Genomic DNA, 22,537 nt, shown 5'->3' with positions numbered 1-22,537 from the left:
GATCAAGCCTCCTGTACCTGCGGTTCGTGGACGGGAACTTCCTGCGCCAGGAGCTGGCGTTCATAAATTTTGAAAAACGGGTAATAAATCAGCGTCGAGACGGCCACCAGCACCAGCACCAGCACCGCCGCGCGAAAATCCCAACCGGTGGACCAGGCGGCGCCGATAGGCGCGGGCGTGGTCCAGGGCACTACCGAAATTACCCGGCCCACCATGTCGGTGCGGGTGGCGATATAGGCAATGATGGCGTTAACCAGCGGCGCGGTGATAAAGGGAATAAACAGGGTAGGGTTCATCACCACCGGCGAACCAAAAATCACTGGCTCATTAATATTGAATATGCAGGGAACCAGGCTGAGCTTGCCGATCGAACGTAAATGGGCCGAACGACTGCGCAAATAGAGCATCACCAGGCCCATGGTGGAGCCGGAACCGCCAATCACGATAAAAAACAACCAGAACGGCTCGATAAAAATATGGGTCAGGGGCTGGCCGGCGGTCAGCTCCTGCTGGTTAATGCCCAGATTGGTTAACCAGAACGCCTGCAGCATGCCGCCGACGATCACCGCGCCGTGGATGCCGGCAAACCATAATAAATGGCAAATCAACACCGCAAGTATTATCGCCGGCAGGGTGTCCGCGGCGGAGATAATAGGGCCAAACAAAGCCATGATGGCCTCGGGCACCAGCATATGGAATTGCGATTGTATCAGCAGGCTTAATGGATAGAGGGTAAAAAATATGGCCAGCACCGGAATCAATAAATCAAAAGATTGTTTGATTTTCGGCGGCACTTGCTCCGGCAAATGGATACCGATATTTCTCACTTCCAGGAAATGCATTAATTCTGTTGTATAAATACCCACCAGGATAGCGGTAAATATACCAGTGCCGCCCAGAGAAGAGACCGGCAGCATTTTATCAACCGCCGGCGACGCCACCACCAGGAAGGACATTAATGACAGCATGGCCGCCATAAACCCGTTCATTTTATAACTGATCGCCAGGTTATAGGAAATGGCGGCGGCCACGAACACCGACATAATGCCCATGGTCATATTGTAGGGCATCATGATCACCGTCTCATACTGCGCCGCCATACGCAGCCACCACTGGGCGAAGGCCCAGGAGCTGTTGGCGGAGAAGGGCGGATGGGCGAATACCAGCATAAATGAACCGACGATCAAAAAAGGCATGGCGGAAATAAAACCATCCCTGATGGCCATCACATGACGCTGGCTGGATAGTCTGCCTGCAATGGGAGTGATGGTATTTTCAATAACACCAAATACCTTTTCGCTAATTCCGGACATGATCCTCTCCTAGCTGTTAAGCAGTATCAGCGTGTCGTCTAATATTTTATCGCCGTTCATCATTCCGTAATCCATGCTATTGATGACCGCGATAGGTTTATGCTGCTCATCGGCGATAGCCTTAAAATCTTTTAATTTATATTTAATTTGCGGGCCGAGCAGACAGCAGTCAAAATGAGGTAATGCGGCGGTGAATTCTTCCAGGCCCACCGCCTTGATTTCCACTTCCAGACCTCTAAGATCCGCCGATTTTTGCATTTTTTTCACCACCATGCTGGTGGACATTCCGGCGGCGCAGCACAATAAGATTTTTTGCATTAATAAGAGCCTCATAGCCAGGGTTTACAAGAGTAATACGCGATGGCATTCATTTCTGCAACCGGTTTCAGAAACCGGTTGCAGTTTTGTGATAGCGGTCAATTATGCGCAGTAGGCCGGCATGCAAAAGACATTTTTTCCCGTTATGGCCGACAAGTGTCGGTGACTTCACGACATTACTCACACAAAATAAGGGAAAATACCGCTCTGCACAGACGTAACGAGGTTTAACCGTGGCACGGACTATCATGTTGATTCCCACCGATCTTAGCGTCGGCCTTACCAGCGTCAGCCTGGGCGTGATCAGGGCGATGGAGCGCAAAGGGGTGCGCCTGAGCGTGTTTAAACCCGTGGCCCAGCAGCGCGACGGCAGCACGCGGCCCGATCAAACCACCGCCATTATTCGCGCCAATACCAGTATTCCCACCGCCCAGCCCCTGGAAATGAGCTACGTGGAAGCGCTGCTCGGCGCCAACCAGCGTGACGCATTGATGGAAGAAATCGTTGCGCGCTATCACGAAAACCTGCGCGGGGCGGAGGTGGTGCTGATCGAAGGCTTGATGCTGACCCGCCGCCATCAGTTTGCCAATGCCCTGAATTACGAGATCGCCAAAGCCCTGAATGCCGACATCGTATTCGTCACCTCTTTGGGCACCAGCTCGCCGGCGCAATTGAAAGAGCGGCTGGAACTGGCGCGGTCCGGTTTCGGCGGCAGTAAAAACGCCAGTATCGTCGGCGTGATCATTAACAAGCTTAATGCGCCGTTGGACGAGCAGGGCCGTACCCGCCCCGATCTGTCGGATATTTTCGACGAGGATCGGCAGACCGGCGCGGTAACGGCTCAGTTGCCGCTGTTCGCCGACTGTCCGCTGCGCATTCTGGGCCGTATCCCCTGGAGCCCCGAGCTGATTGCCACCCGCGCCATCGATATGGCCCGGCATCTCAACGCCCGCATCGTCAACGCCGGCGATATCGAAACCCGGCGGGTAAAATCCGTCACCTTTTGCGCCCGCGGCCTGACCGGCATGGTCGATCATTTCCGTCCCGGCTCCCTGCTGGTCACCTGCGCGGATCGCCCCGAGGTGCTGGTGGCCGCCAGCCTGGCGGCGATGAACGGCGTGGATATCGCCGCCATTCTCCTCACCGGCGGTTATGACATCTCGCCTTCCATCGACCGGCTGTGCCAGCGGGCATTCCAAACCGGCCTGCCGGTGTTGATGGTGAATACCAATACCTGGCAAACCTCGCTTAACCTGCAAAATTTCAATCTCGAAGTGCCGGCGGATGACCATTTGCGGGTGGAAAAATTGCAGGATTATATGGCCAATTATATCGACGCGGATTGGATCGCCTCGCTAGCGACCGCCCAGGATCGTCCGCGCCGGCTGTCGCCGCCCGCCTTTCGCTATCAACTGACCGAGCTGGCCCGCCGGGCGGGCAAGCGCATCGTGCTGCCGGAAGGGGACGAGCCGCGCACCATCCGCGCGGCGTCCATCTGCGCCGAACGCGGTATCGCGCATTGCGTATTGCTTGGCAATCCGGACGAGATCGGGCGCGTGGCGGCTTCACAGGGCGTCACCCTCGGCCATGGGGTCGAGCTGATCGACCCGGCGATCAACCAGGATCAATACGTGGCCCGGCTGGTGGAACTGCGCGGCAATAAAGGCATGACGGAGCTGATCGCCCGCCAGCAGTTGGAGGATAACGTGGTGCTCGGCACCCTGATGCTGGAGATGGGGCATGTGGACGGCCTGGTCTCCGGCGCGGTGCATACCACCGCCAATACCATCCGCCCGGCGCTGCAATTAATCAAACCGGCGCCGGGCAACTCCCTGGTCTCGTCGGTGTTTTTTATGCTGCTGCCGGAGCAGGTGCTGGTTTATGGCGATTGCGCCATCAATCCGGACCCCAGCGCCGACCAATTGTCGGAAATCGCTATCCAATCCGCCGATTCGGCCCTGGCTTTCGGCATCGAACCGCGCGTAGCGATGATCTCGTACTCCACCGGAACATCGGGCACCGGCAGCGATGTGGACAAAGTGCGCGCCGCCACCCGGATGGCCCAGGCAAAACGCCCGGACCTGCAAATTGACGGCCCGCTGCAATACGACGCCGCCATTATGGCCGACGTGGCGAAAACCAAGGCGCCCGATTCGCCGGTCGCCGGCCGGGCCACGGTGTTTATTTTCCCCGATCTGAACACCGGCAACACCACCTACAAGGCGGTGCAGCGTTCCGCGGCGCTACTGTCCATCGGACCGATGCTCCAAGGCCTGCGCAAACCGGTCAACGATCTGTCGCGCGGCGCGCTGGTGGACGATATTGTTTATACTATTGCGCTGACGGCTATCCAAGCCGCGCAATTGGACGGATAACGCTGGAATAGCCGCCGATATGCGGAATTAATGACCGAACGCACAGGTATAAAAAAAATACCCGCGGCAGGAGGCAATTGCTGACTATACTCATTACGTTAATCATTAATTAACGACAAACTGAGCTCATATTTGTCAATAGACTTAAACTCTGCTTAGAACAATGCGTATGTGCTGTAATCAGCCTTAAATAAACATAGGAGTTTTCCATGGGCATCGGAACAATTATTCTGATCGTATTAATTTTACTGCTGATCGGCGTTTTTCCCAGTTGGCCGCACAGTCGTAGCTGGGGTTATTATCCGAGCGGATTAGTTGGTGTAGTGGTAGTTATTTTGCTGATCCTGGTACTGCTGGGCAGAATCTGACGCCGCAACCCATTTCTTACCCGGGGGATTACACGCCAGTGTAATCCCTTTTTTATTGCTCCCGATAATGTGCGCCGGCCGTGCAAGGGGCGGGCGCAGCGCCGTAAGCCAGGGATTAATGCCTGACGATATATAATTCCTTGGTATCGATAAACCCCAGCCGGTTTTGCGCATAGCCGCCGACGTAAGGCTTGACCAGCCTGGCCCCGACATTATGGTATATCGGAATGGTGGGGCTTTCCTTGGCCAGGATATCCTCGGCCTGCTGATAATAGCGCCGCGCCTGTTCGACGGAGCCGGCGGCCAGCGCATTTTCCATCACCCGGTCATACTGCGCGCTGCTGTATTTGGAGGTATTAATACTATCGCCGGTACGGTAATTATTCAGGTAGCTGGAAGGCTCGTTATAATCCGCTTTCCAGGACGTCCGGATCAGATCGAAACGCTCGCTATGCATGGTGTCCATCAGCGTTTTCCACTCCTGCGCATTGAGTTTGGCGTCCACCCCCAGGTTTTTTTTCCACATTGAGCTGGCGGCGATGGCCACGCGCTGATTGGATTCGGAAGTATTGTACATCAGCGTAAAAGTCAACGGCCTGGACGGCGTAAAGCCCGCTTCGGCCAGCAGCCGCCTGGCTTCGACGGTGCGCCGCTCGGCGGGCCAGTCGGCATAATAGGCGGGGGTAAAGGTTATGCCGCCGATATTATCCGGGGAAACGGCATAAGCGGGAGTCTGGCCTTGGCCCATCACTTTGCCGGCGATGATCTCCTTATCCAGGCCCAGATTCAGCGCCAGGCGCACGCGGTAATCGTCAAACGGCGGCTTGTTGGTGTTGAATTCATAAAAATAGGTTTCCAGCGTTTTGGTAACCCGCACCTGATCGCCCAGCTCTTTTTGCAACGCGTTGAATAATGTTTCCGGTACATTGCGGGTAATATCGATTTCCCCCGCTTTATAACGGTTCACTTCGGCGGTTTCCGAGGCGAGGGGCAAATAGGTCACTTTATTAATCACGGTTTTATTATCATCCCAATAACGGTGGTTGCGGGCGGCCACTATTTTTTCGTTAACCACCCATTGCGTTATTTTAAAGGCGCCGCTGCCGACAAAATTTTGCGGTTGGGTCCATTTCGTATCGAATCGCTCAACGGTCTCTTGCGGGATCGGCACCAGCACCGGCACGGGCAGCATTTGCAAAAAATAGGATACCGGACGGCTCAGGGTAATGTGCAGAGTGCGATCGTCCAACGCCCTGACCCCGAGCGCTTCCGCGGGTTGTTTGCCGCTGATAATTTCCTGCGCGTTGAGCACGTTCATGCTGGCCAGATAACTGGCATAGGGCGAAGCGGTATCAGGGTCGCTTAAACGCCGCCAGCTGTAGACCACGTCATGAGCGGTCAGCGGCCTGCCGTTCGACCAGGTCAGGCCGGGACGCAGATGGAATATCCACTGGTCCGGCGCCTTGTTTTCCCAGCGTTCGGCCAGGCGCGGTTCCACTTCCCCCCTGCGGTTGATACTCACCAGCCCGTCAAAGCAATCGTTGATAATCGCCATTTCAACGTCGCTTTCCACTTTATGCGGGTCCAGCGAGGACGGCTCGCTGTTATTATTGCGCACGATTTCCTGCCGGTCCGCCAGCGGGGTGCCGGGCGGAACCACCGCCGCCACGGCGCAACAAGCGGGCAGCAATAATATGCCGATGCTTAATGTGATAAGCGTTAATTTCCCACATGGCTTATTGGTTAATTTCATCCCTTAAATACTCCGGTTATCGGGATAGACGCTAAATATCCCCAAAATAGAAAATAAAGTAATTAATAAAATGCGCGTGCTTTATTCCCGTCGCGCCATTTCGCAGCGGCGATTATTTGTACTCTATCCCTTGGTTGTTCAACCCCGGATAAACTTGGTATCGCCGCGGGGATATTTTGGCGAAGAAGCAAGACAATCGGCGTTTCTCCGACTACGCTTAGTAACACATTCTTATCGCTCCGGCACCACCACGGACGACGGCCTTGATGCGGTATAAAGAGAGGTCCGCGGTCAGATAAGCGTGCAATGACAGGACGATATTTTTTTCAGCGTAGACTGACAGGAGTTTTTATGCGGCGAATGGTGTTTTGTTTAGCGGCGGCGTTAACCGCCAATATGGCGTGGGCCCAGCCCCAGCCGGTGGTGCATACCAGCAGCCTGCTGGCTACCGACGGCAAGGAAGCGGGTAAAATTACCCTGACCGAAGCGGCCAAAGGGGTGATTCTACGCGTGGAGGCCACTGGCCTGCGCGAGGGATGGCATGCCGTTCATTTCCATGAAAAGGGCAGTTGCGACGTTAAAGACAAGTTCAAGGAAGCGGGCGGCCATGTGCATACCGCCATGCCGGTGGTACATGGCTTGTTAAACTCCGATGCCAACGATCAGGGTGATTTGACCAACATCTATGCGGGCGCCGACGGCAAGGCGAACGCCGAAATCTATTCGACCCTGGTGTCGGTCAACCCCGGCAGCTCGCGCCCGGCGCTGCTCGACGGCGACGGTTCGACGGTGATTATTCATGCCAATGCCGATGATTACCAAAGCCAGCCCATCGGCGGAGCCGGCGACCGCGTCGCCTGCGCGGTCATCAAGTAATACCCTACCGGCCGGGGTTCCCCGGCCGGTTCGACGATGTTTTCCAGCAGGCTTCGCGCTGCCGATAATGGAAACCGCGGGCGGAAAACCGACTCTCCCCGCCAGGGACGACGTTGCGGCATTGAGCGCCATGCCGCAATGGGCGCGGCCCGTATTGCAGGCCGCCGTTGAAAAATCCTGCATTAAACCGCCATTCCCGTTTTTCTATTGCTTCAGATCCACCTGATAAAAAATATGCTTGCCGAACGGATCGATTTCGTAGCCGGTCACTTCTTTGCGTACCGGTTCAAAAATGGTCGAATGGGCAATCATTACCGCCGGCGCCTGTTCGTGCATCATCTCCTGGGCCTGCTGGTAGAGCGACACGCGTTTGGCACGATCGCCGGAGGCCCGGGCTTCCAGGATCAGTTTATCAAACGGGGCATAACACCATTGCGACGAATTGGAGCCCCCTTTGGCCGAGGTACAGGTGAACAGCGGGCCGAAAAAATTATCCGGATCGCCGGTGGCGGTGGTCCAGCCCATCAGCGCCGCCTGGTGCTCGCCGCTCCTGACCCGTTTTAAATATTCGCCCCATTCATAGGTGACGATATTGGCTTTCACCCCAATCGCCGCCCAGTCGGCCTGGATCATTTCCGCCATGCGCCGGGCATTGGGATTATAGGGACGCTGTACCGGCATCGCCCATAAATCGATGGTTAAACCGTTGGGGAAGCCCGCTTCCTTGAGCAGCGCCCGGGCTTTATCGGGATCAAAGGCATAATCCGCCAAATCCGCTTTGGCGCTCCATACGCCGGGCGGCAGAATATTTTTCGCCGCCGTGCCGGTCCCCTGGAAAATGGCGTCGATAATCGCCGGTTTGTTGATGGCCATGGTCAGGGCCTGGCGCACCTTGACGTTATCCAGCGGCGGTTTTTGGGTATTAAAGGCCAGGAAGCCGGTATTCAGGCCGGCTTTTTGCATCAGGGCGATATCGTGGTTGGCCCGCATGCGGGGCAGATCGGCCGGATTGGGGAACGGCATAACCTGGCATTCGCCTTTTTCCAGCTTGGCATAACGCACCGACGCGTCGGGCGTGATGGCGAAGATCAGCCGGTCCAGCTTGGCCTTGCCCTGCCAGTAAGCGGGAAACGCGCCGAATAAGATACGCGAATCCTTCTGGTATTGAGTCAATTGGAACGGTCCGGTGCCCACCGGCTCCATATCCACCCGCTCCGGCGTACCGGCCTTCAGCATGGCATCGGCGTATTCGCTTGACAGTATCGAAGCGAAATACCAGGCCAGATCGGCCAGGAAGGGCGCTTCGGCATGGGCCAGGGTAAAGCGCACGGTGTGGTCGTCCACTTTATCGATATGGGTAATCAGCGTGCCAAACTCCAGGCTGTCGAAGTTGGCATAGGTGCCGTGGGAGACATTGTGATAGGGGTGCTGGGGATCTTTTTGCCGCATAAACGAAAAAATGACGTCATCGGCGTTGAAATCCCGGGTGGGTGTAAAGTATTTATTACTCTGGAATTTCACCCCCTGGCGCAGATGGAAGGTATAAACCGTGCCGTCGGGGCTGATATCCCAACTGGCCGCCAGGCTGGGCACCAGTTCGGTGGTGCCGGTTTTAAAATCCACCAGCCGGTTATACACCGGCACGGCGCTGGCATCCACGCTGGTGCCGGAGGTAAAGAGCTGGGGGTTAAAATTCTCCGGCGACCCTTCGGAACAAAATACCAGCGTTTTAGCCGATACCGCGCCGCTGACGGCCAGCGCCAGCAGCGTCAGCGCGAGGCGCCCCACTTGTTTTCGCATTCCACGATTCATCGATCGTTTCCCCGTCCGTTGTTGGTAATAACCTAACCCGAACCGTCATTGTTACCAGTATCCGGCTAATAAATAAATCTATTATCGGTTTATTTATCCCGGCGAAAAACGGGGCGGCCTTCGCGTCAGAACCCTACCGCCTGGCCGTCGCGGCGGCTGTCGCTGGCCGCCACATAACCATGATCGCGATCCGGCGACAGCCGCCAGATAAATTGCCCGGAGCCGAAATCCATATACGGGTCGTTGACGGATTTCAGCCGGTGCCCCATGGCGTGCAGTTGGCCAACCACCCGCGGATCGATGGTCGATTCCAGGTCGAGACTGAAATCCCGGTTAACCTTCCAGCGCGGCGCGTCGCAGGCGGCCTGCGGCTGCTGCTGATAATCCAGCATGCGCACCAGGGTTTGCACATGGCCCTGGGGCTGCATATCGCCGCCCATCACGCCAAAACTCATCTGCGCCTGGCCGTCCTTGGTTAAAAATGCCGGGATAATGGTTTGGAACGGCCGTTTGCCGGGCGCGACCACGTTAACCGAACGCGGATCGCTGGAAAAGCCCGCGCCGCGGTTTTGCAGGCTGATGCCGTACCCCGGCACCACGACGCCGGAGCCGAAGCCCATATAGTTGGACTGGATAAACGACACCATCATGCCGTTTTCATCGGCGGCGCTAAGATAAACCGTCCCGCCGCTGGCGGGCATGCCCGGCTGGGGATCGGCCGCCCTGCGCGGGTCGATAAGGCGCGCGCGCCCGGCCAGATAGCCGGCGTCGAGCATTTGTGACGGCGTCACATCCATCGAGGCCGGATCGGCCACGTACTTATAGACATCGGCAAAGGCCAGCTTCATGGCTTCGATTTGCACATGCTGCGCCTCGGCGCTATCCAGCGGCAGGGAGGCCAGATCGAAATGTTCCAGGATGCCGAGGGTTATCAGCGCGGCGATGCCCTGGCCGTTGGGCGGCAATTCGTGCACCTGGTAGCCGCGGTAATCCTGCGTCAGGGGCTCGACCCATTCCGGCCGGTAGGCGGCCAGATCCGCAAGGGTCATACTGCCGCCGGTCGCCTGGGACCAGGCTACGATTTTCTCGGCGATTTCCCCTTCATAAAAGGCGCGCCCCCCCTGGCGGGCCAGCAACTTGAGCGTGCGGGCGGCGTCGGGGAAAACAAACTTCTCGCCGATGCGCGGCGCGCGGCCCCGCGGCATAAAAGTATCGGCGAAGCCGGGCTGATCGGCCAGGATGGCGGCGGCCGCCTGCCATTTGCCGGCGATAATCGGCGCAATGGTCACGCCGCGCTCGGCCACCTCGATAGCGGTTTGCATCAACCGTTCAAACGGCAGGCGGCCGAAGCGCTCGTGCAGCGCCGCCCAGCCCGCCACCGCGCCGGGTACGGTTACCGAGTCCCAGCCCCGTTCCGGCCGGCGTGCCAGCCCGGCGCCGTCCTCGCCGTAGATCCGGCGAAAGCGCGCCAAATCCCAACTGGCCGGGGCCGGGCCGGAGGCGTTGAGCCCATGCAGCCGGTTGCCGTCCCATACCAGGGCGAATGCGTCGCTGCCCAGGCCGTTGGAGCAGGGTTCCACCACGGTCAGGGCGGCGGCGGCCGCGATAGCCGCGTCGACGGCGTTGCCGCCTTCAAGCAGGACGAAGTTGCCGGCCTGGGCCGCGATGGGATGGGACGTCGCCACCACATTACGGGCAAACAGCGGCGCGCGCGTCGTGGGATAGGGGTTTTGCCAGTTAAAGGTCATGCGGGGGCTCCCGGTTGGTTAACGCGCCGTTCGGCCTCAAGCTGCAGCGCGCGGCGATCGACTTTGTTGGTGCCGGCCAGGGGAAAACCGTCCACCAGCCAGATATGGCGGGGGTGCAAATATGGCGCGCCGTGGCGTAGGGTAAAGGCTTTCAACTCATCAACCCCCACCTGCTGTCCCGGACGCAGAATCACCCAGGCGACGGGTTTGGTCCCCTTGATCTCATCGGCCACCGGCACGACGCAAGCCTGCTGCACCGCGGGATGCTGTTCAATAAGGTGCTCGACTTCGCTGGGGTAAATATTCTCGGCGCCGCTGACGAACATATCGTCCAGGCGTCCGACAAACGTGTAAAACCCCTGGTCATCGCGTTCAAAGACGTCGCCGGTAATATAATAACCATCATCCGTAAACGGCGGACGCAGATCGGGGCGTTGGTGATAGCCTTGCATCAACCCGGGACTTTTTAGCTCCAGAATGCCGCGCCGCCCCTCGCGGCCCTGCGGATCGCGCAGGCGCAGTTGCACCTGTTCATGGGCATAGCCCGCCGATTGCCGCGGGGTGGGAATGCCGTCGGGATGCGGGCCGAACACCACCGGGCCGCCTTCCGTGGTGCCATAGGCATTAATAATGCGCGCGCCGGGCAGCAATTGGGCGATTTGTTTAAACAGGCTGTCATTAACCGGCGCCGAACCCATGCGCACGACCCGTACGCTGCTCAGATCGCTTTGCTGCAACAACGTTTTTTCTTGCAGCATCATGGCGATCATCGGCGGCACCGCCGTCAGCCAGCTACAGCGATAGCGGGAAATTGCGCGGATATAGTCGGGGGCGCTGAATTGAGGCAGCAGCACGGTGGTAACGTGGCTGGCCAGGGTTAACAGCACCAGGGCCAGGGCGTTCATATGGTAAAGCGGTGCGGCGATCAGCACCCGCTCGCCTTCCAGTTCATGATTGGCCAGCCGGGTGCGCACTACCCAGCTGTGGCTGGCATGGGTCAGGCGTACGCCTTTGGGCATGCCGGTGGACCCGGACGTATACAGCAGCAAGGCCAAATCCTGCGGCCCGGCGGCGAAGGGGGTTAATTCGCCCGGCTCCAAAAAAGCGTCCAGCCCGTCCGTCCCGGTGGAATGAAATACCACCCGCGGCAGGGACGGTGCCGGACCCGCCAGCCGATCGCCGTCGCCCAGCAGCAGGCGCGCGCCGCTGTCTTGCAGGATATTATCGATGGTGGCGAGGGGAAATTTAAAATTAATCGGCACCGCCACCAAACCGGCGCGCAGGATGCCGAGCAGGCTGGCGACATAATCGATGGAGTTGCGCCCCAAGATGGCGACACGCTCTCCCGGGCGATAACCGCGCGCCAACAGGGCGCGGCCGATGCCGTCGGCGCGCTCGCCGAGTTCGGCGAAGGTGATCTCCAGCGCGCCGCCCCCATCCTGCGGTGCGATAAACGCGATGTGTTGTCCCGCCCGTCGGCTATCGAACAGGGCGCCCAAATTGGTGGTCTGTTTCATGGTAAAAACTCAAGTAAAGTCGTTAAATCGGGCAGCGCCACCTGCAGCCGGCCCTCGCGCCATTGCAGCGGCAGGTTCAACGCCGCCGCCCCGCGGGCGATGCGGGACAGATCGCCGCCCTGAAAATGAATGGCGGCGAACCTGTCGCCCCCTGGGGCGGGCAGCGGCAAACCGGCGAACAAGCGGGCGAAAACCGCATAATCGACGATATTAAGCGCAAATTGCCGCTCGGTATTGCCCAACCGGCGATAATGCTGCTCGGTGCTCATCACGTCGTCGGTAATAATAGTCAGGGCGGTAATGCCGGCGACCCCATTGGCATGGGTGAGCCATTCCGGCCGCCATACCCATTCACGGGTATGGTGCTGGCAAAAATAGACCCGGCCGGCCGGAAACTCGCCGGGGGCCAGCCGGGCGGTGGTGAAGCGGGCCAGGCCGCTTTTATCGCCGCTGACCACCTCGCGGGAAAAATCCTGTACCGGCTGCAGGACAAAACCGGCCTCGGCCAGCCGCCGGGCGGTGCGGCGGGCGTCCTCGGTGGCGAATACCAGGCCGTCGATGCCTACGGGGCTATCCAGGATTTCCTGGCGGATGCGCCCGCCGCCCGCGGGCAGCCCCACGATCTCAAGATAATGGTCGGCGAACATCATCAGATGATTGCACGACCCCAGGGAGTGGTAACCCCGCGGCGTCAGGGTAAAGCCCAACCCGCGGAAACGCTCCGCCGCCTGGTCGATGGCGAAATGGGTGTTGATGACCAGATGGTCCAACGGGATGGTCATGGGGGCCCCCTAGGCGCTGGCGGTTGGGGCGGGGGTGGCGTAAAGCCCGCGGCCGCTGGCCACCAGCCGGCCTTCGCTGTCGAAGACCCGCGCTTCGGCGCTGGAAAATTGCTTGCCGGTTTTTATCACGCTGCCCACGGCGGTTAAATCCCCGCGCGCCGGGCGGTGGTAATCCACCCGTAAATCCAGGGTCGGCACGCCTTTGCCGGTAAAGGCCACCAGGGCCCAGTCGGCGGTTAAATCCACCAGGGCGGCCAGAATACCGCCGTGGATATATCCGCCGGCGACGTTCACCACCCATTCATCGCGAAAGCGCGCCTGAAGCTTGATTTCGCCTTTGCCCACGGACAATACTTCCAGCCCGAGCCATTGATGGTAGGGGCCTTTTAATAAACGTTCCTGCACTTCGGCAGCGGTGGGAATGATAATATCGGTCATAATGCTTTCCTCAAAAACTGACGGGCTGAAAAATCCGGTGCGCCGCTTAACGCCCGGCCATAACGCGCCGGGCGCGATCGGGGGTATTTCAGGGCGCGACGATCACCTTGCCCAGGACTTCGCGATCGCGAATCAGCCGCAGGCCTTCCGCCGCCTCTTCCAGCGGCAATACCCGGTCAATGATCGGATCGATGCGTCCGTCGGCGATCATGGCCAGCAAATCTTCGAGATTATCCCGGTAGAAACTGTTCGATCCCTTGATGGTCAGCTCGAAGCTCCAGATATAACGCAGGTCTTCCTGCGGGTCATAACCGGCGGTGGCGCCGCATACCAGCAGAATGCCGCCGCGTTTGAGGCATTTAAGCGACGGGCGCCAGGTTTCGCCGCCGGTAAAATTAATCACCACATCGACGCCGCCTTCGGTGGTGCGTCGCTGCGGTTTGCCGTACTGGCCGATGGCCCATTTGGAAAAATCGGTTTCGCGGTAATTGACCACATGGTCGGCGCCCAGGGCTTTAAGCGCCTGGGCCTTCTCTTCGCTGCCCGCGCAGGCAATCACCTCGGCGCCCAGGTGTTTGGCCAGGATCACGCAGGCGGTGCCTACGCCGCCGCTGGCGCCGAGAATCAATACCCGATCCCCCGCTTTCACCGTGTTATGGGTGATCAGCATGCGGTGCGCGGTGCCGTAGGCTACCGGCAGCGCGGCGGCCTGCTCGAAACTCACGCCGTCGGGCAATGCGATCAGCTGCGCGGCGTCCACCGCGGCATATTCCGCCATGCCGCCGTCGGTCATCTCGCCCATCAGGCCGACCCCCGGTTTCAGGGGGTTGACCAGCACCCGATCCCCCGCCGTCCAGCCGTCGACGCCGTCGCCCACCTCGGCGATGGTACCCGCCAGATCCAGGCCGATGACCACCGGCAGCGGTACCTTGATGCCCGGCATGCCTTTTACCGTGAATACGTCATGGTAGTTAAAAGACGAGGCGCCGACGCGCACCACGACATGGCCGGCGGCGGCGGTAGGGCGCGGTTTATCGGTAACGACCTGTAACTGGTCCAGATCGCCGTGCTGGCTCAAAACTAAGGCTTTCATTACGTCGCTCACTGCGTGCTCCTGCTTACTTGATGGATTTGGCGGCCAGATACGGACCGGTATCGAACAGGTTGTCGTTCAGCGCGCCGGTGATGGTGCCGCTGTCGATAAATACCTGATGCTCGCGTTTAAGGGTATCGATATCCGCCGGTTCAAAATCGATGCGGTTCATACTTTCCCAGCGGCCGACATAAACCTGCGCATCGTGCTGCGGCAGATTGGCCTGTTTTTGTAGAATTTCCACCACCGCCGCGGGATTGGCTTTGCCCCAGGCCAGCGTATCGCGCAGCGCGGCAATCACCCGCGCTACCGTTTCCGGATGTTTTTCAATCAATTCGCCGCGCGCCGCGCCCACGCCGATATAGGGCACCGCGTCGCTGTGGGTCAGCTTTTTCCATTCGTCGGCAAAACTGCCGATGGAGGTGACTTTGAGATCGTCAAGCTGGTTGATCGTCAGGGAGCGCAGCGCCGCTGCATCCACCTGCTTTTGCGCCAGGAACTGCGCCAGGCGCGATTCATTGCCGCCGATCAGGGCGAAATCCTGCGGTTTAATCTGATAGTTTTGCTGCAAGATGGAACTGGCGATCACCGCCACCGACGAACCGGCCGGCGACATGCCGATTTTTTTGCCTTTCAATTGCGCCAGGCTGGTGATGGGCGAGCCGGCGGGCACCACGAACTGCACGTCCGCCGGCTGGGTGGCGGCGAAGATTTTAATCGGCACTCCTTCGGCTGCGGTGCTAAATACCCCCGCCAGCGGCGCGCCGAACGCCAAATCTATCGAGCCCGACGCCAGGGCTTTAATGGGCGCGTTGACATCGGGGAAGTGGACAAATTCGGCGTCGATGCCGCGCTTGGCCAGGAAGTCCTGGCTCTCAAGCACCGCGCCGTAGCCCAGGCTGACGCCGCTGGTCCAATAACCGATGCGTACTTTTTCAGCGGCCTGCGAACCCATGGCGAACAGCGTCCCGGCGGTCAGTACGGCCGCCAACAAAATCTTTTTCATAAGGTTATTCCTGTGTGCGCTGTTTCCAGCGGAAAAGATGACGTTCCAGGGGCTTGAGCAGTCCTCCTTCGAGCAACAGCATCATGGCCACCAGCAGTAAGGTCCAGGCGAATACCTGATCGGTTTGTACCAAATCTCCTGCCTGGCGCAGCCGGTAGCCGATACCGTCGGACGAGCCGAGGGTTTCGGCCACCAGGGATACCCGCCAGCCGAAGCCGAACGCCAGGCGGGCGCCGGAAAAGAAGTACGGCAAGATAGTGGGCAGATAGATTTTGCGCAGCGTTTGCAGACGGGTCAGGCGAAAACTGCGCGCCAGCTCGACAAATTGCGCATCCACGGTTTGCGCGCCCTGCCAGACGTTGGTCAGGATCAGCGGCATGGCGGTCATAAACACCACAAAAATGGTCGTGGCGCCGGAGATACCGAACCAGATAATGGCGAATATCGCCCAGATAGCCGAGGAGACGGTATTGAATACCGCCAGCAGCGGCTCAAAGAATTGCGCCAGGCTGCGGCTGGCGCCCAGCGCCAGACCTAAAATCGTGCCTACCACCGTGGCCAGCACAAAACCCGCCAGCACCCGCGAGAAGGTGATGCCGATATCGTGCAGCAGGCTTTCGCCGTGCCACAGGGCCAGCAGCGCCTGCCAGGTTTTGAGCGGTCCCGGCAATACAAATGCCGGCATACGCTGCGACGCCAGCCACCAGACCACCAGGAAGATGGCCAGCAGGATCAGGCGTTGCGCCAGCAGCGTTAACCAGGAAACGGACGTTTTCATCTTAGACCTCCAGCCTTAACAGCCGCGACTGCTCGCTTACCGCGCGTTCGGTCGGTATCCGCGGACGGGGCAGCGCGATGTCGATAATCCGGTGGATACGTCCGGGATGGGGCTTGAGCAACACCACCCGATCGGCCAGCACCACCGCTTCCTCGACGTCGTGGGTGACCATAACTACGGTAACGCCTTTCAATTGCTGGATGCGCAGCAGTTCGTCGTGCATGACGCTGCGCGTTTGCGGGTCCAGCTTGGAAAATGGCTCGTCCATCAACAAAATTTCCGGCTCCACCACCAGGCTGCGCGCCAGCGCCACGCGGCTGCGCATGCCGCCGGAAAGCTGATGCGGCCAGGACTGCCTGAAATCATGCAGGCCCACCAGCCGCAGGGCGTCCTCCACCCGTTCCCGGCGCTCGGCAACGCTAAGCGGGCTGTTTTCCAGCCCGAAATTGACGTTTTGCTGCACATTGCGCCAGGGCAGCAGGCGGTCTTCCTGAAACAGGTAGGCCACCTTTTCCCAATGGTCGAACTGGCCGGAGGGCTGCCCCTGGATCACCACCTCGCCGCGGTCCGGGGCCAGCAGGCCGGAAAGAATATTCAACAGGGTGCTTTTGCCGCAGCCCGAGGCGCCCAGCAGGGCAAGGATTTCACCCGGGCGTACCGACAGAGAAATATTATCGAGCACCTGCAGCTGGCCGAAGCTTTTGCCGATCCCTTCGGCGCGGATGATATCGCCGTCCGCCGGGTCAAAGTCCTGCGCCAGGACGCTCATAGATATTTGCTCCGCTCAAGGATGGGCAATATGGCCCCCCCTTTGCTCAGGGTGGCATACACTTTTTCCATGGTCATGACCTGGAAGGTTTCGATATGGCGGCGTGCGATAACCTCCACCCGCCGGGCATCGCCATCGATAAATGCCTGGATCATGGCATTGTGATCGTGTTTGATCTCGGGTTTGATTTTTTGCACATTGAAGCCCAGCGCCACCAGCCGGGACATTTCGTCCATCAGGCTCGACAGGGTGCGGATCAGATGGTTATTGCCGGATGCGCGGGCAATGGCCAGATGAAAGCGCTTATTGGCATTCATAAACACATCGATCTGTTCGGGCAGCGGCGCGTGCAACTCCACCCGGCAGGCCGCTTCCAGTTCGCGCAGCTCCTGGATATCCACCTTGCCCACCGCCAGGCGGGCGGCGAAAGGCTCCAACTGGATGCGCAGGGAAAAAATCTCTTCCACGTCCTGCACGGTAATCGGCGCGATGCGGTAGCCTTTGCGGGGGCGGGATTCCACCAGATGTTCATGGCACAGCCGGGCCAGCGCCACCCGGCAACTGCTTTTGCCCAGCGCGTAGTTTTCCATCAGCTCGGCTTCGGTGATCATGGCGCCGGGCAGCAGGCGGCAGCATAGGATGTCATGGCGGATGCGCAGATAAGCCACATCACCCAAGGGCAAGTCGGTCGTTGCTTCAGTCGATATAGCCATCTGACCCTCTTTTGTTTTGACGGTGAGCAGCTCACAGCGTGGTACTGAAGCGCTTAACGGATTTCAGTGTAGAGTCGTGGTGATTTGTTAGGCAAATAAGAAATTGTTATACGTATAGTCAAAAAACAGCTTAGCTAAGCTGCTCACGGAAGGCCGCTTGCAGGGGGAGGCGTCTGGAATGGGGAATACGCCCGCGCCAGGCGGCGGGCGTCGGTAGGTCAGGCGCGTTGGCCGGATTCGGCGCTTTGCGCGGTCCAGGCGGCCACCTGGCCGCTCAGCGTAAGTCCCAATCCCGGCAGGGTGGGCACCAGCATACGGCCGTCCTTGATGGCCAGGCGTTCATTAAACAGCGGTTCCAGCCATTCAAAATGCTCTACCCAGGGTTCGGTGGGATAGGCGGCGGCCAGATGCACATGCAGCTCCATGGCGAAATGCGGGGCAATCATCAAACCGGCATGTTCCGCCAGCGCGGCGACTTTCAGGTAAGGGGTAATGCCGCCTACCCGCGGCGCGTCGGGCATCAGATAATCCGCCGAGCGGTTTTTGATAAACTCCCAATGCTCGGCCACGCTGGTCAGCATTTCGCCGGTGGCGATGGGCGTATCGAATTGCTGCGCCAGGGCGGCATGGCCTTCGGCATCATAACAATCCAGCGGTTCCTCGATCCACACCAGGTTCAGCGCTTCAAAATGGCGGCACATGCGTTGGGCGGTGGGTCGATCCCACTGCTGGTTGGCGTCCACCATCAGCGGGAACGCATCGCCAAGGTGCTTGCGGATGGTGCTGACCCGGTGGAGATCCAGCGCAAAATCAGGCTGGCCGACTTTGAGCTTGATGCCGCCGATGCCCTTTTCGCGCGAAATATCGGTGTTTTTCATCAACTGATCGAGCGGCGTATGTAAAAAACCGCCGGAGGTGTTATAGCAGCGCACGGAATCGCGCTGCGCGCCCAGCAGACGCGCCAGCGACAAATCGGCTCGCTTGGCTTTCAGGTCCCAGAGCGCCACGTCGAACGCGCCGATAGCCTGGGTGGCCAGCCCGCTGCGGCCGACGGAGGCGCCGGCCCAGCACAGTTTGTCCCACAGCTTGGCTATATCGCTGGGGTTCTCGCCGATCAGCACCGGCGCGATCTCTTTGGCGTGGGCGAATTGCCCAGGCCCGCCGGCCCGTTTCGAATAGCTGAACCCCAGCCCGCGGTGGCCGTCGCGGGTTTCGATTTCAGCAAACAAAATCGCGATTTCGGTCATGGGCTTTTGCCGGCCGGTAAGCACTTTGGCATCGCTGATGGGATTGGCCAGGGGCAAGAAAACCGATGAAACGCGTACCCAGCTGATGCGGTCGTTATCGGCGCTATTGGCTGCGGTGGTGGTGGTGGATAGGGTAGACATAATGACTTCTCCTGCTGCTAACGAATGAAAGTGGACAGCGCGCGTTTATTTCGGCTGGGTTATGGCCGGGCGGGCGCTGACCGCTGGCGGTTGTGGCGCGTCGGATTCCAGCCGCTCCAGCCGGCCGACGATAAATAAATAGGCGATGGCGCCGAGCAGGCCCATGGCGGCGACATAAATCAGCGCCCAGTCGAAAGAGCCGAATTTATTGATCATCAGGCCAATGGCGAGCGGGGTGACGATGCTGGCAAGATTGCCGCATAAATTGAACATGCCGCCGCTGATGCCGATGGCATGCTTGGGCGAAACGTCGCCCACGATGCACCAGCCGAGATTGCCCACGCCTTTGGCGAAAAAGGCCAGCGACATCACCGCGATGATCACCGTAACGGACTGAACGTAATTGGCGGTAACAATGCTGCTGGATAACAGCAGTCCGCAGATTATGGGGGTTTTGCGCGCAGCGGTCAGGCTGTAGCCCCGGCGCAGCATCCAGTCGGACCAGGCGCCGCCCACCATGCCTCCCAGGCAGCCGGCTACCGCAGGCACCGCCGCCACCAGGCCCACCTTGAGAATGGTCATGCCTTTGGCTTCGATCAGATAAGTGGGGAACCAGGTCAGGAAAAACCAGGTGATGGACGTCAGGCAAAATTGTCCCAGATAGATACCCAGCATCATGCGGTTGGCGCCGATGGCCTTGATTTGCCGCCAGCTAAACGGCGTGGGCGTATCGCCGAAAGACGTCAAACCGCCGCCGGCTTCGATATATTCCAGTTCGGCTTGGTTAACCCGCTTGTGACGGCGCGGCTCCTGCACCACGAAAAACCACAACCCGCCGATTAAGATGCCGGCGCCGCCGGTGAAGAAGAAGACATGCTGCCAGCCCCAGTTGCTGAGCAGCCATACCATGATCGGGGTAAAAATGGCCAGGGCGGCATACTGCGCGGATTGGAAGATGGCGGTGGCCATGCCGCGCTCGTGGCGCGGAAACCACATTACCGTCAGACGGTTATTGGCCGGAAACGCCGGGGATTCCGCCACGCCCATTAAAAAGCGCAGCACGAACAGCGCCAGCAGGGCGGAGCTGAACAGATCGACGAATCCCTGCAGGAAGGTGAGTACCGACCACGCGATCAGGCTGATACCCAGCACGATCCGCGACCCGAAACGGTCAAGAATGATGCCGCCTGGAATTTGCATGGCGGTATAAGCCCAGCCGAAGGCGGAAAAGGCGACGCCCATCGACACGGCATCAAAACCCAGATCTTTGCGCAAAATCGGCGCCGCGATGGACAACGTGGCGCGGTCGACATAGTTGAAGATGGTGACGAGAAATATCATCGCCAGTATCAGGTAGCGAATATTGGTCTTCGCCATGGCCTTGGTGGTATTCACATTATTTCCTTTTTTGTAGGGCGATCGAGATGTTGTTTTTAAGGAAGCGGGTTCATGGCGCAAGCCCTGTCGGATTACGTGATATGATTGCGCAATCATTTCTAAGGCAAAGAACGCCATGTCCAAGAGCAAGCCTGAGACATGCTAGTATGATTGCGCAATCATTCAATAAAATAACCCTACATTTGTGAGCTATTTCATATTTAACGTGTGGAATCGCGGTCGACGATGCTAAAGCCGGTATCGATCCAGAGCGGGTCGTGTTCCCGCCCCTGGCCGCTGAAGCGGGCCAGCAGGGCCTGCGCCACCCGCTGGCCGATGCGGGTGCCGTCGATACGCACCGTGGACAGGGCGGGGAAAACCTGGGCGGCGCTGGAAAGATCGCCAAAGCCCATGACCGACAGCTGGCCGGGCACGGTAATGCCGCGGCTGGCCGCCTCGGCCAGCACTCCTTCGGCGATGGTGTCGGAGCTGCAAATCACCACGTCGGCATGAGGGCGCTGCGCCAGAATACGGCGCAGCCCCTCGCGTCCGGACAGCAGGGTGGCGGGCGCGGGCGCAATTTCAATCGGCACGCCGGGCACGCCGCGCCTGGCCAGCTCATCCACCACGCTGCGGCTGCGCCGCAAACCGCGGGGGTCGTCAAGGGAGAGCACCGAAAAATTCCGGTAGCCTTTATCAAATAAATGTCCGGCCACCTCGATGCCGACCCGCTCATGGGAAAAGCCGATTTGCATATCGATGGGCGTATCGCTTAAATCCCAGATCTCCACCACCGGTATTCCTGATTTGCACAGCCGCTCCCGGCTGGCATCGGTATGCAGCGTTCCCGCCAGGACGATGCCGTCGGGGCGGCGGCCCAGAATGGCGTCCAGCAGTTGCTCTTCCCGCTGGTTGGAGTATCCGGTCAGGCCCAACAGCGCCTGGTAGCCTTCGCCGGTAAGGCTGTCCATCAGCGCCTGCACGGTCTCGGCGAAAATCGAGTTGGCGATGGTCGGCACAAAGATCGCGATCAGCCGGCTTTTATTGGTGGCCAGGCCGCCGGCCAGCATGTTGGGCACATAACCGGTGGCGCGCACCGCGGCGAAAACTTTGTCCTGAGCGGCGACTGAGACCAGTTCAGGCCGGTTCAGCGCCCGCGATACGGTGATCGGCGATACGCCGGCTATGCGTGCGACATCTATCAGGGTAGGACTGGCCGCCGCTGACTGTGCCGTGCCTTTATTGGATTTTTTAACCATGTTTACCGTCTGGAAAAATCTGTTAGCAATCGTGCCTGCAGAAGATTAACACATTCCACGCGGTCAAATGACCCCTATCGCCGGATGGCCGCCAGCCTTTTTCGCATTTTGGAATCACCGTTTTAAAAACGGCAGCCGCTGCTTGCCTGGGCGCCGCCCGGCACGCATTCTGCACCTCCCCGCGGGAAATCCTGATCCCGGGCGGCGGCGTCCCGCTGGCGTGTCGCCCACCGCAGACAATCTTTTAACTCCTGAGATATAAGAGGCCGGCAGTATGCTACCAAGCCGTTATGAACAGCTCGCGATCGATGAGATTCAACGTTGGAAAACCCCACGCGCCGGGTGGAGCGGCGAAAAACAGGCCCGGGAGCAACTGGAAAAGCAGGCCTTTATGAAATGTCTCCAGCACATCGGCAACGCGCCGGGGGTGCGTATCACCAAAGTCAAGCCGGCCCAGGTCTTACCTTTGGCAGGCGCGGCCGTCGGCGCCGGCTACAATGCCTATTTCACCGCAAAAGTCTGCGATGCCGCTTATTATCTTTATCGCGAGCGATTTTTAGCCGGGCGGGTCGGCGCGCATATTATTCAGGAAATAGTCCAGCCCCCGCTAAGTTATCAATATCCGTTGAGCTAATATTTACTATTAAATATGCTTTGCTCTTGACTGATAACTGAATAATGCATCACAGTATAGGGAGTTAGTATCATTAATGCACTATTCCCGAACAAAGCTGCCTGGGTATTGATATAATATTTAATATATAATTTAAGATAAAGATTAAAATAAAATAGTTAAAAATAAAATAACTTATCAGGAAAATAAACATCCGCATTTGTCACTGCTTTAAAATAAT

Annotated in this window: 19 protein-coding genes and 1 pseudogene; 4 read left to right on the top strand and 16 right to left on the bottom strand. The window is 58.8% G+C overall.

The features are described 5' to 3' along the window. Positions 1–2 precede the first annotated feature (2 nt). Both ACL2XP_RS14615 and ACL2XP_RS14610 read right to left on the bottom strand, forming a co-directional pair. Entirely contained in the window at positions 3–1,313 is a 1,311-nt protein-coding gene (locus ACL2XP_RS14615) for a PTS sugar transporter subunit IIC (RefSeq protein ID WP_413733506.1), read from the bottom strand. A 9-nt stretch (positions 1,314–1,322) separates the two neighbouring features. Then, positions 1,323–1,631 carry a PTS sugar transporter subunit IIB gene (locus tag ACL2XP_RS14610; protein WP_413733505.1) on the bottom strand — a complete coding sequence of 103 codons (309 nt, stop codon included), beginning with the start codon at positions 1,629–1,631 and terminating at the stop codon, positions 1,323–1,325. Positions 1,632–1,864: 233 nt separating this feature from the next. Here ACL2XP_RS14610 and pta point away from each other — a divergent pair, with 233 nt between their 5' ends. Both pta and ACL2XP_RS14600 read left to right on the top strand, forming a co-directional pair. Further along, positions 1,865–4,006, top strand: a complete 2,142-nt coding sequence (pta, locus tag ACL2XP_RS14605) for a phosphate acetyltransferase (protein ID WP_413733504.1) — start codon at positions 1,865–1,867, stop codon at positions 4,004–4,006. Positions 4,007–4,215: 209 nt separating this feature from the next. Further along, complete coding sequence (locus tag ACL2XP_RS14600; protein ID WP_413733503.1) at positions 4,216–4,374, top strand: DUF3309 family protein; 159 nt, start codon at positions 4,216–4,218, stop codon at positions 4,372–4,374. A gap of 115 nt (positions 4,375–4,489) precedes the next feature. On the opposite strand, the gene ACL2XP_RS14595 is transcribed toward ACL2XP_RS14600, so the two are convergent. Continuing rightward, positions 4,490–6,127 (bottom strand): ABC transporter substrate-binding protein, encoded by a 1,638-nt coding sequence (locus tag ACL2XP_RS14595; protein ID WP_413733502.1) that lies wholly within the window; start codon positions 6,125–6,127, stop codon positions 4,490–4,492. A 351-nt stretch (positions 6,128–6,478) separates the two neighbouring features. Here ACL2XP_RS14595 and sodC point away from each other — a divergent pair, with 351 nt between their 5' ends. After that, positions 6,479–7,003 carry a superoxide dismutase[Cu-Zn] gene (sodC, locus tag ACL2XP_RS14590; RefSeq protein ID WP_413733501.1) on the top strand — a complete coding sequence of 175 codons (525 nt, stop codon included), beginning with the start codon at positions 6,479–6,481 and terminating at the stop codon, positions 7,001–7,003. Between the two features lie 204 nt (positions 7,004–7,207). On the opposite strand, the gene ACL2XP_RS14585 is transcribed toward sodC, so the two are convergent. From ACL2XP_RS14585 to ACL2XP_RS14525, 13 genes and pseudogenes are all read right to left on the bottom strand, one after another. Continuing rightward, a complete protein-coding gene (locus ACL2XP_RS14585; RefSeq protein ID WP_413733500.1) occupies positions 7,208–8,803 on the bottom strand; it encodes an ABC transporter substrate-binding protein in 1,596 nt (531 codons plus the stop codon). 137 nt (positions 8,804–8,940) lie between these two features. Beyond that, positions 8,941–10,563 (bottom strand): gamma-glutamyltransferase, encoded by a 1,623-nt coding sequence (gene ggt, locus ACL2XP_RS14580; RefSeq protein WP_413733499.1) that lies wholly within the window; start codon positions 10,561–10,563, stop codon positions 8,941–8,943. Beyond that, positions 10,560–12,080: a class I adenylate-forming enzyme family protein gene (locus ACL2XP_RS14575; protein WP_413733498.1), complete on the bottom strand. Its 1,521-nt coding sequence runs from the start codon at positions 12,078–12,080 to the stop codon at positions 10,560–10,562. The genes ggt and ACL2XP_RS14575 overlap by 4 nt, the downstream gene beginning before the upstream one ends. Continuing rightward, on the bottom strand, positions 12,077–12,862 hold the full coding sequence (locus tag ACL2XP_RS14570; RefSeq protein WP_413733497.1) for a VOC family protein: 786 nt from the start codon (positions 12,860–12,862) through the stop codon (positions 12,077–12,079). Before ACL2XP_RS14570 ends, ACL2XP_RS14575 begins: the two co-directional genes overlap by 4 nt. 9 nt (positions 12,863–12,871) lie before the next feature. Then, positions 12,872–13,300, bottom strand: coding sequence for a PaaI family thioesterase (locus tag ACL2XP_RS14565; protein ID WP_413733496.1), 429 nt, complete (start codon positions 13,298–13,300; stop codon positions 12,872–12,874). 88 nt (positions 13,301–13,388) lie between these two features. After that, on the bottom strand, positions 13,389–14,393 hold the full coding sequence (locus ACL2XP_RS14560; protein ID WP_413733495.1) for a zinc-binding dehydrogenase: 1,005 nt from the start codon (positions 14,391–14,393) through the stop codon (positions 13,389–13,391). 25 nt (positions 14,394–14,418) lie between these two features. Beyond that, positions 14,419–15,399, bottom strand: a complete 981-nt coding sequence (locus tag ACL2XP_RS14555) for an ABC transporter substrate-binding protein (protein ID WP_413733494.1) — start codon at positions 15,397–15,399, stop codon at positions 14,419–14,421. A 4-nt stretch (positions 15,400–15,403) separates the two neighbouring features. Beyond that, entirely contained in the window at positions 15,404–16,177 is a 774-nt protein-coding gene (locus ACL2XP_RS14550) for an ABC transporter permease (protein ID WP_413733493.1), read from the bottom strand. Position 16,178: 1 nt separating this feature from the next. Continuing rightward, positions 16,179–16,844, bottom strand: a pseudogene (locus ACL2XP_RS14545) (ABC transporter ATP-binding protein); the annotation flags it as partial. 98 nt (positions 16,845–16,942) lie between these two features. Continuing rightward, on the bottom strand, positions 16,943–17,659 hold the full coding sequence (locus ACL2XP_RS14540) for a GntR family transcriptional regulator (protein WP_413733492.1): 717 nt from the start codon (positions 17,657–17,659) through the stop codon (positions 16,943–16,945). Between the two features lie 218 nt (positions 17,660–17,877). Continuing rightward, positions 17,878–19,047, bottom strand: a complete 1,170-nt coding sequence (locus ACL2XP_RS14535) for an L-talarate/galactarate dehydratase (protein WP_413733491.1) — start codon at positions 19,045–19,047, stop codon at positions 17,878–17,880. A gap of 45 nt (positions 19,048–19,092) precedes the next feature. Then, entirely contained in the window at positions 19,093–20,424 is a 1,332-nt protein-coding gene (locus tag ACL2XP_RS14530; protein ID WP_413739163.1) for an MFS transporter, read from the bottom strand. Positions 20,425–20,645: 221 nt separating this feature from the next. Beyond that, positions 20,646–21,683: a LacI family DNA-binding transcriptional regulator gene (locus ACL2XP_RS14525; protein ID WP_413733490.1), complete on the bottom strand. Its 1,038-nt coding sequence runs from the start codon at positions 21,681–21,683 to the stop codon at positions 20,646–20,648. 274 nt (positions 21,684–21,957) lie between these two features. Between ACL2XP_RS14525 and ACL2XP_RS14520 the strand changes: the two genes are divergently transcribed. Continuing rightward, entirely contained in the window at positions 21,958–22,317 is a 360-nt protein-coding gene (locus ACL2XP_RS14520; RefSeq protein ID WP_413733489.1) for an EcsC family protein, read from the top strand. The last annotated feature ends 220 nt before the right edge of the window (positions 22,318–22,537 follow it).

Source organism: Sodalis sp. RH21 (assembly GCF_047324175.1).
Taxonomy (GTDB): domain Bacteria; phylum Pseudomonadota; class Gammaproteobacteria; order Enterobacterales; family Enterobacteriaceae; genus Acerihabitans.
This window is presented reverse-complemented; position numbering and strand designations above follow the sequence as displayed.

What these genes read in the sequence shown, in the direction of transcription:
- ACL2XP_RS14540 (WP_413733492.1), bottom strand. Translation starts at nt 17,659, where the DNA reads ATGGCTATATCGACTGAAGCAACGACCGACTTGCCCTTGGGTGATGTG.
- sodC (WP_413733501.1), top strand. Translation starts at nt 6,479, where the DNA reads ATGCGGCGAATGGTGTTTTGTTTAGCGGCGGCGTTAACCGCCAATATG.
- ACL2XP_RS14525 (WP_413733490.1), bottom strand. Translation starts at nt 21,683, where the DNA reads ATGGTTAAAAAATCCAATAAAGGCACGGCACAGTCAGCGGCGGCCAGT.
- ACL2XP_RS14600 (WP_413733503.1), top strand. Translation starts at nt 4,216, where the DNA reads ATGGGCATCGGAACAATTATTCTGATCGTATTAATTTTACTGCTGATC.
- ACL2XP_RS14570 (WP_413733497.1), bottom strand. Translation starts at nt 12,862, where the DNA reads ATGACCATCCCGTTGGACCATCTGGTCATCAACACCCATTTCGCCATC.
- ACL2XP_RS14555 (WP_413733494.1), bottom strand. Translation starts at nt 15,399, where the DNA reads ATGAAAAAGATTTTGTTGGCGGCCGTACTGACCGCCGGGACGCTGTTC.
- ACL2XP_RS14565 (WP_413733496.1), bottom strand. Translation starts at nt 13,300, where the DNA reads ATGACCGATATTATCATTCCCACCGCTGCCGAAGTGCAGGAACGTTTA.
- ACL2XP_RS14575 (WP_413733498.1), bottom strand. Translation starts at nt 12,080, where the DNA reads ATGAAACAGACCACCAATTTGGGCGCCCTGTTCGATAGCCGACGGGCG.
- ACL2XP_RS14560 (WP_413733495.1), bottom strand. Translation starts at nt 14,393, where the DNA reads ATGAAAGCCTTAGTTTTGAGCCAGCACGGCGATCTGGACCAGTTACAG.
- ggt (WP_413733499.1), bottom strand. Translation starts at nt 10,563, where the DNA reads ATGACCTTTAACTGGCAAAACCCCTATCCCACGACGCGCGCGCCGCTG.
- ACL2XP_RS14530 (WP_413739163.1), bottom strand. Translation starts at nt 20,424, where the DNA reads ATGGCGAAGACCAATATTCGCTACCTGATACTGGCGATGATATTTCTC.
- ACL2XP_RS14550 (WP_413733493.1), bottom strand. Translation starts at nt 16,177, where the DNA reads ATGAAAACGTCCGTTTCCTGGTTAACGCTGCTGGCGCAACGCCTGATC.
- ACL2XP_RS14520 (WP_413733489.1), top strand. Translation starts at nt 21,958, where the DNA reads ATGCTACCAAGCCGTTATGAACAGCTCGCGATCGATGAGATTCAACGT.
- ACL2XP_RS14615 (WP_413733506.1), bottom strand. Translation starts at nt 1,313, where the DNA reads ATGTCCGGAATTAGCGAAAAGGTATTTGGTGTTATTGAAAATACCATC.
- ACL2XP_RS14535 (WP_413733491.1), bottom strand. Translation starts at nt 19,047, where the DNA reads ATGTCTACCCTATCCACCACCACCACCGCAGCCAATAGCGCCGATAAC.
- ACL2XP_RS14610 (WP_413733505.1), bottom strand. Translation starts at nt 1,631, where the DNA reads ATGCAAAAAATCTTATTGTGCTGCGCCGCCGGAATGTCCACCAGCATG.
- ACL2XP_RS14595 (WP_413733502.1), bottom strand. Translation starts at nt 6,127, where the DNA reads ATGAAATTAACCAATAAGCCATGTGGGAAATTAACGCTTATCACATTA.
- ACL2XP_RS14585 (WP_413733500.1), bottom strand. Translation starts at nt 8,803, where the DNA reads ATGCGAAAACAAGTGGGGCGCCTCGCGCTGACGCTGCTGGCGCTGGCC.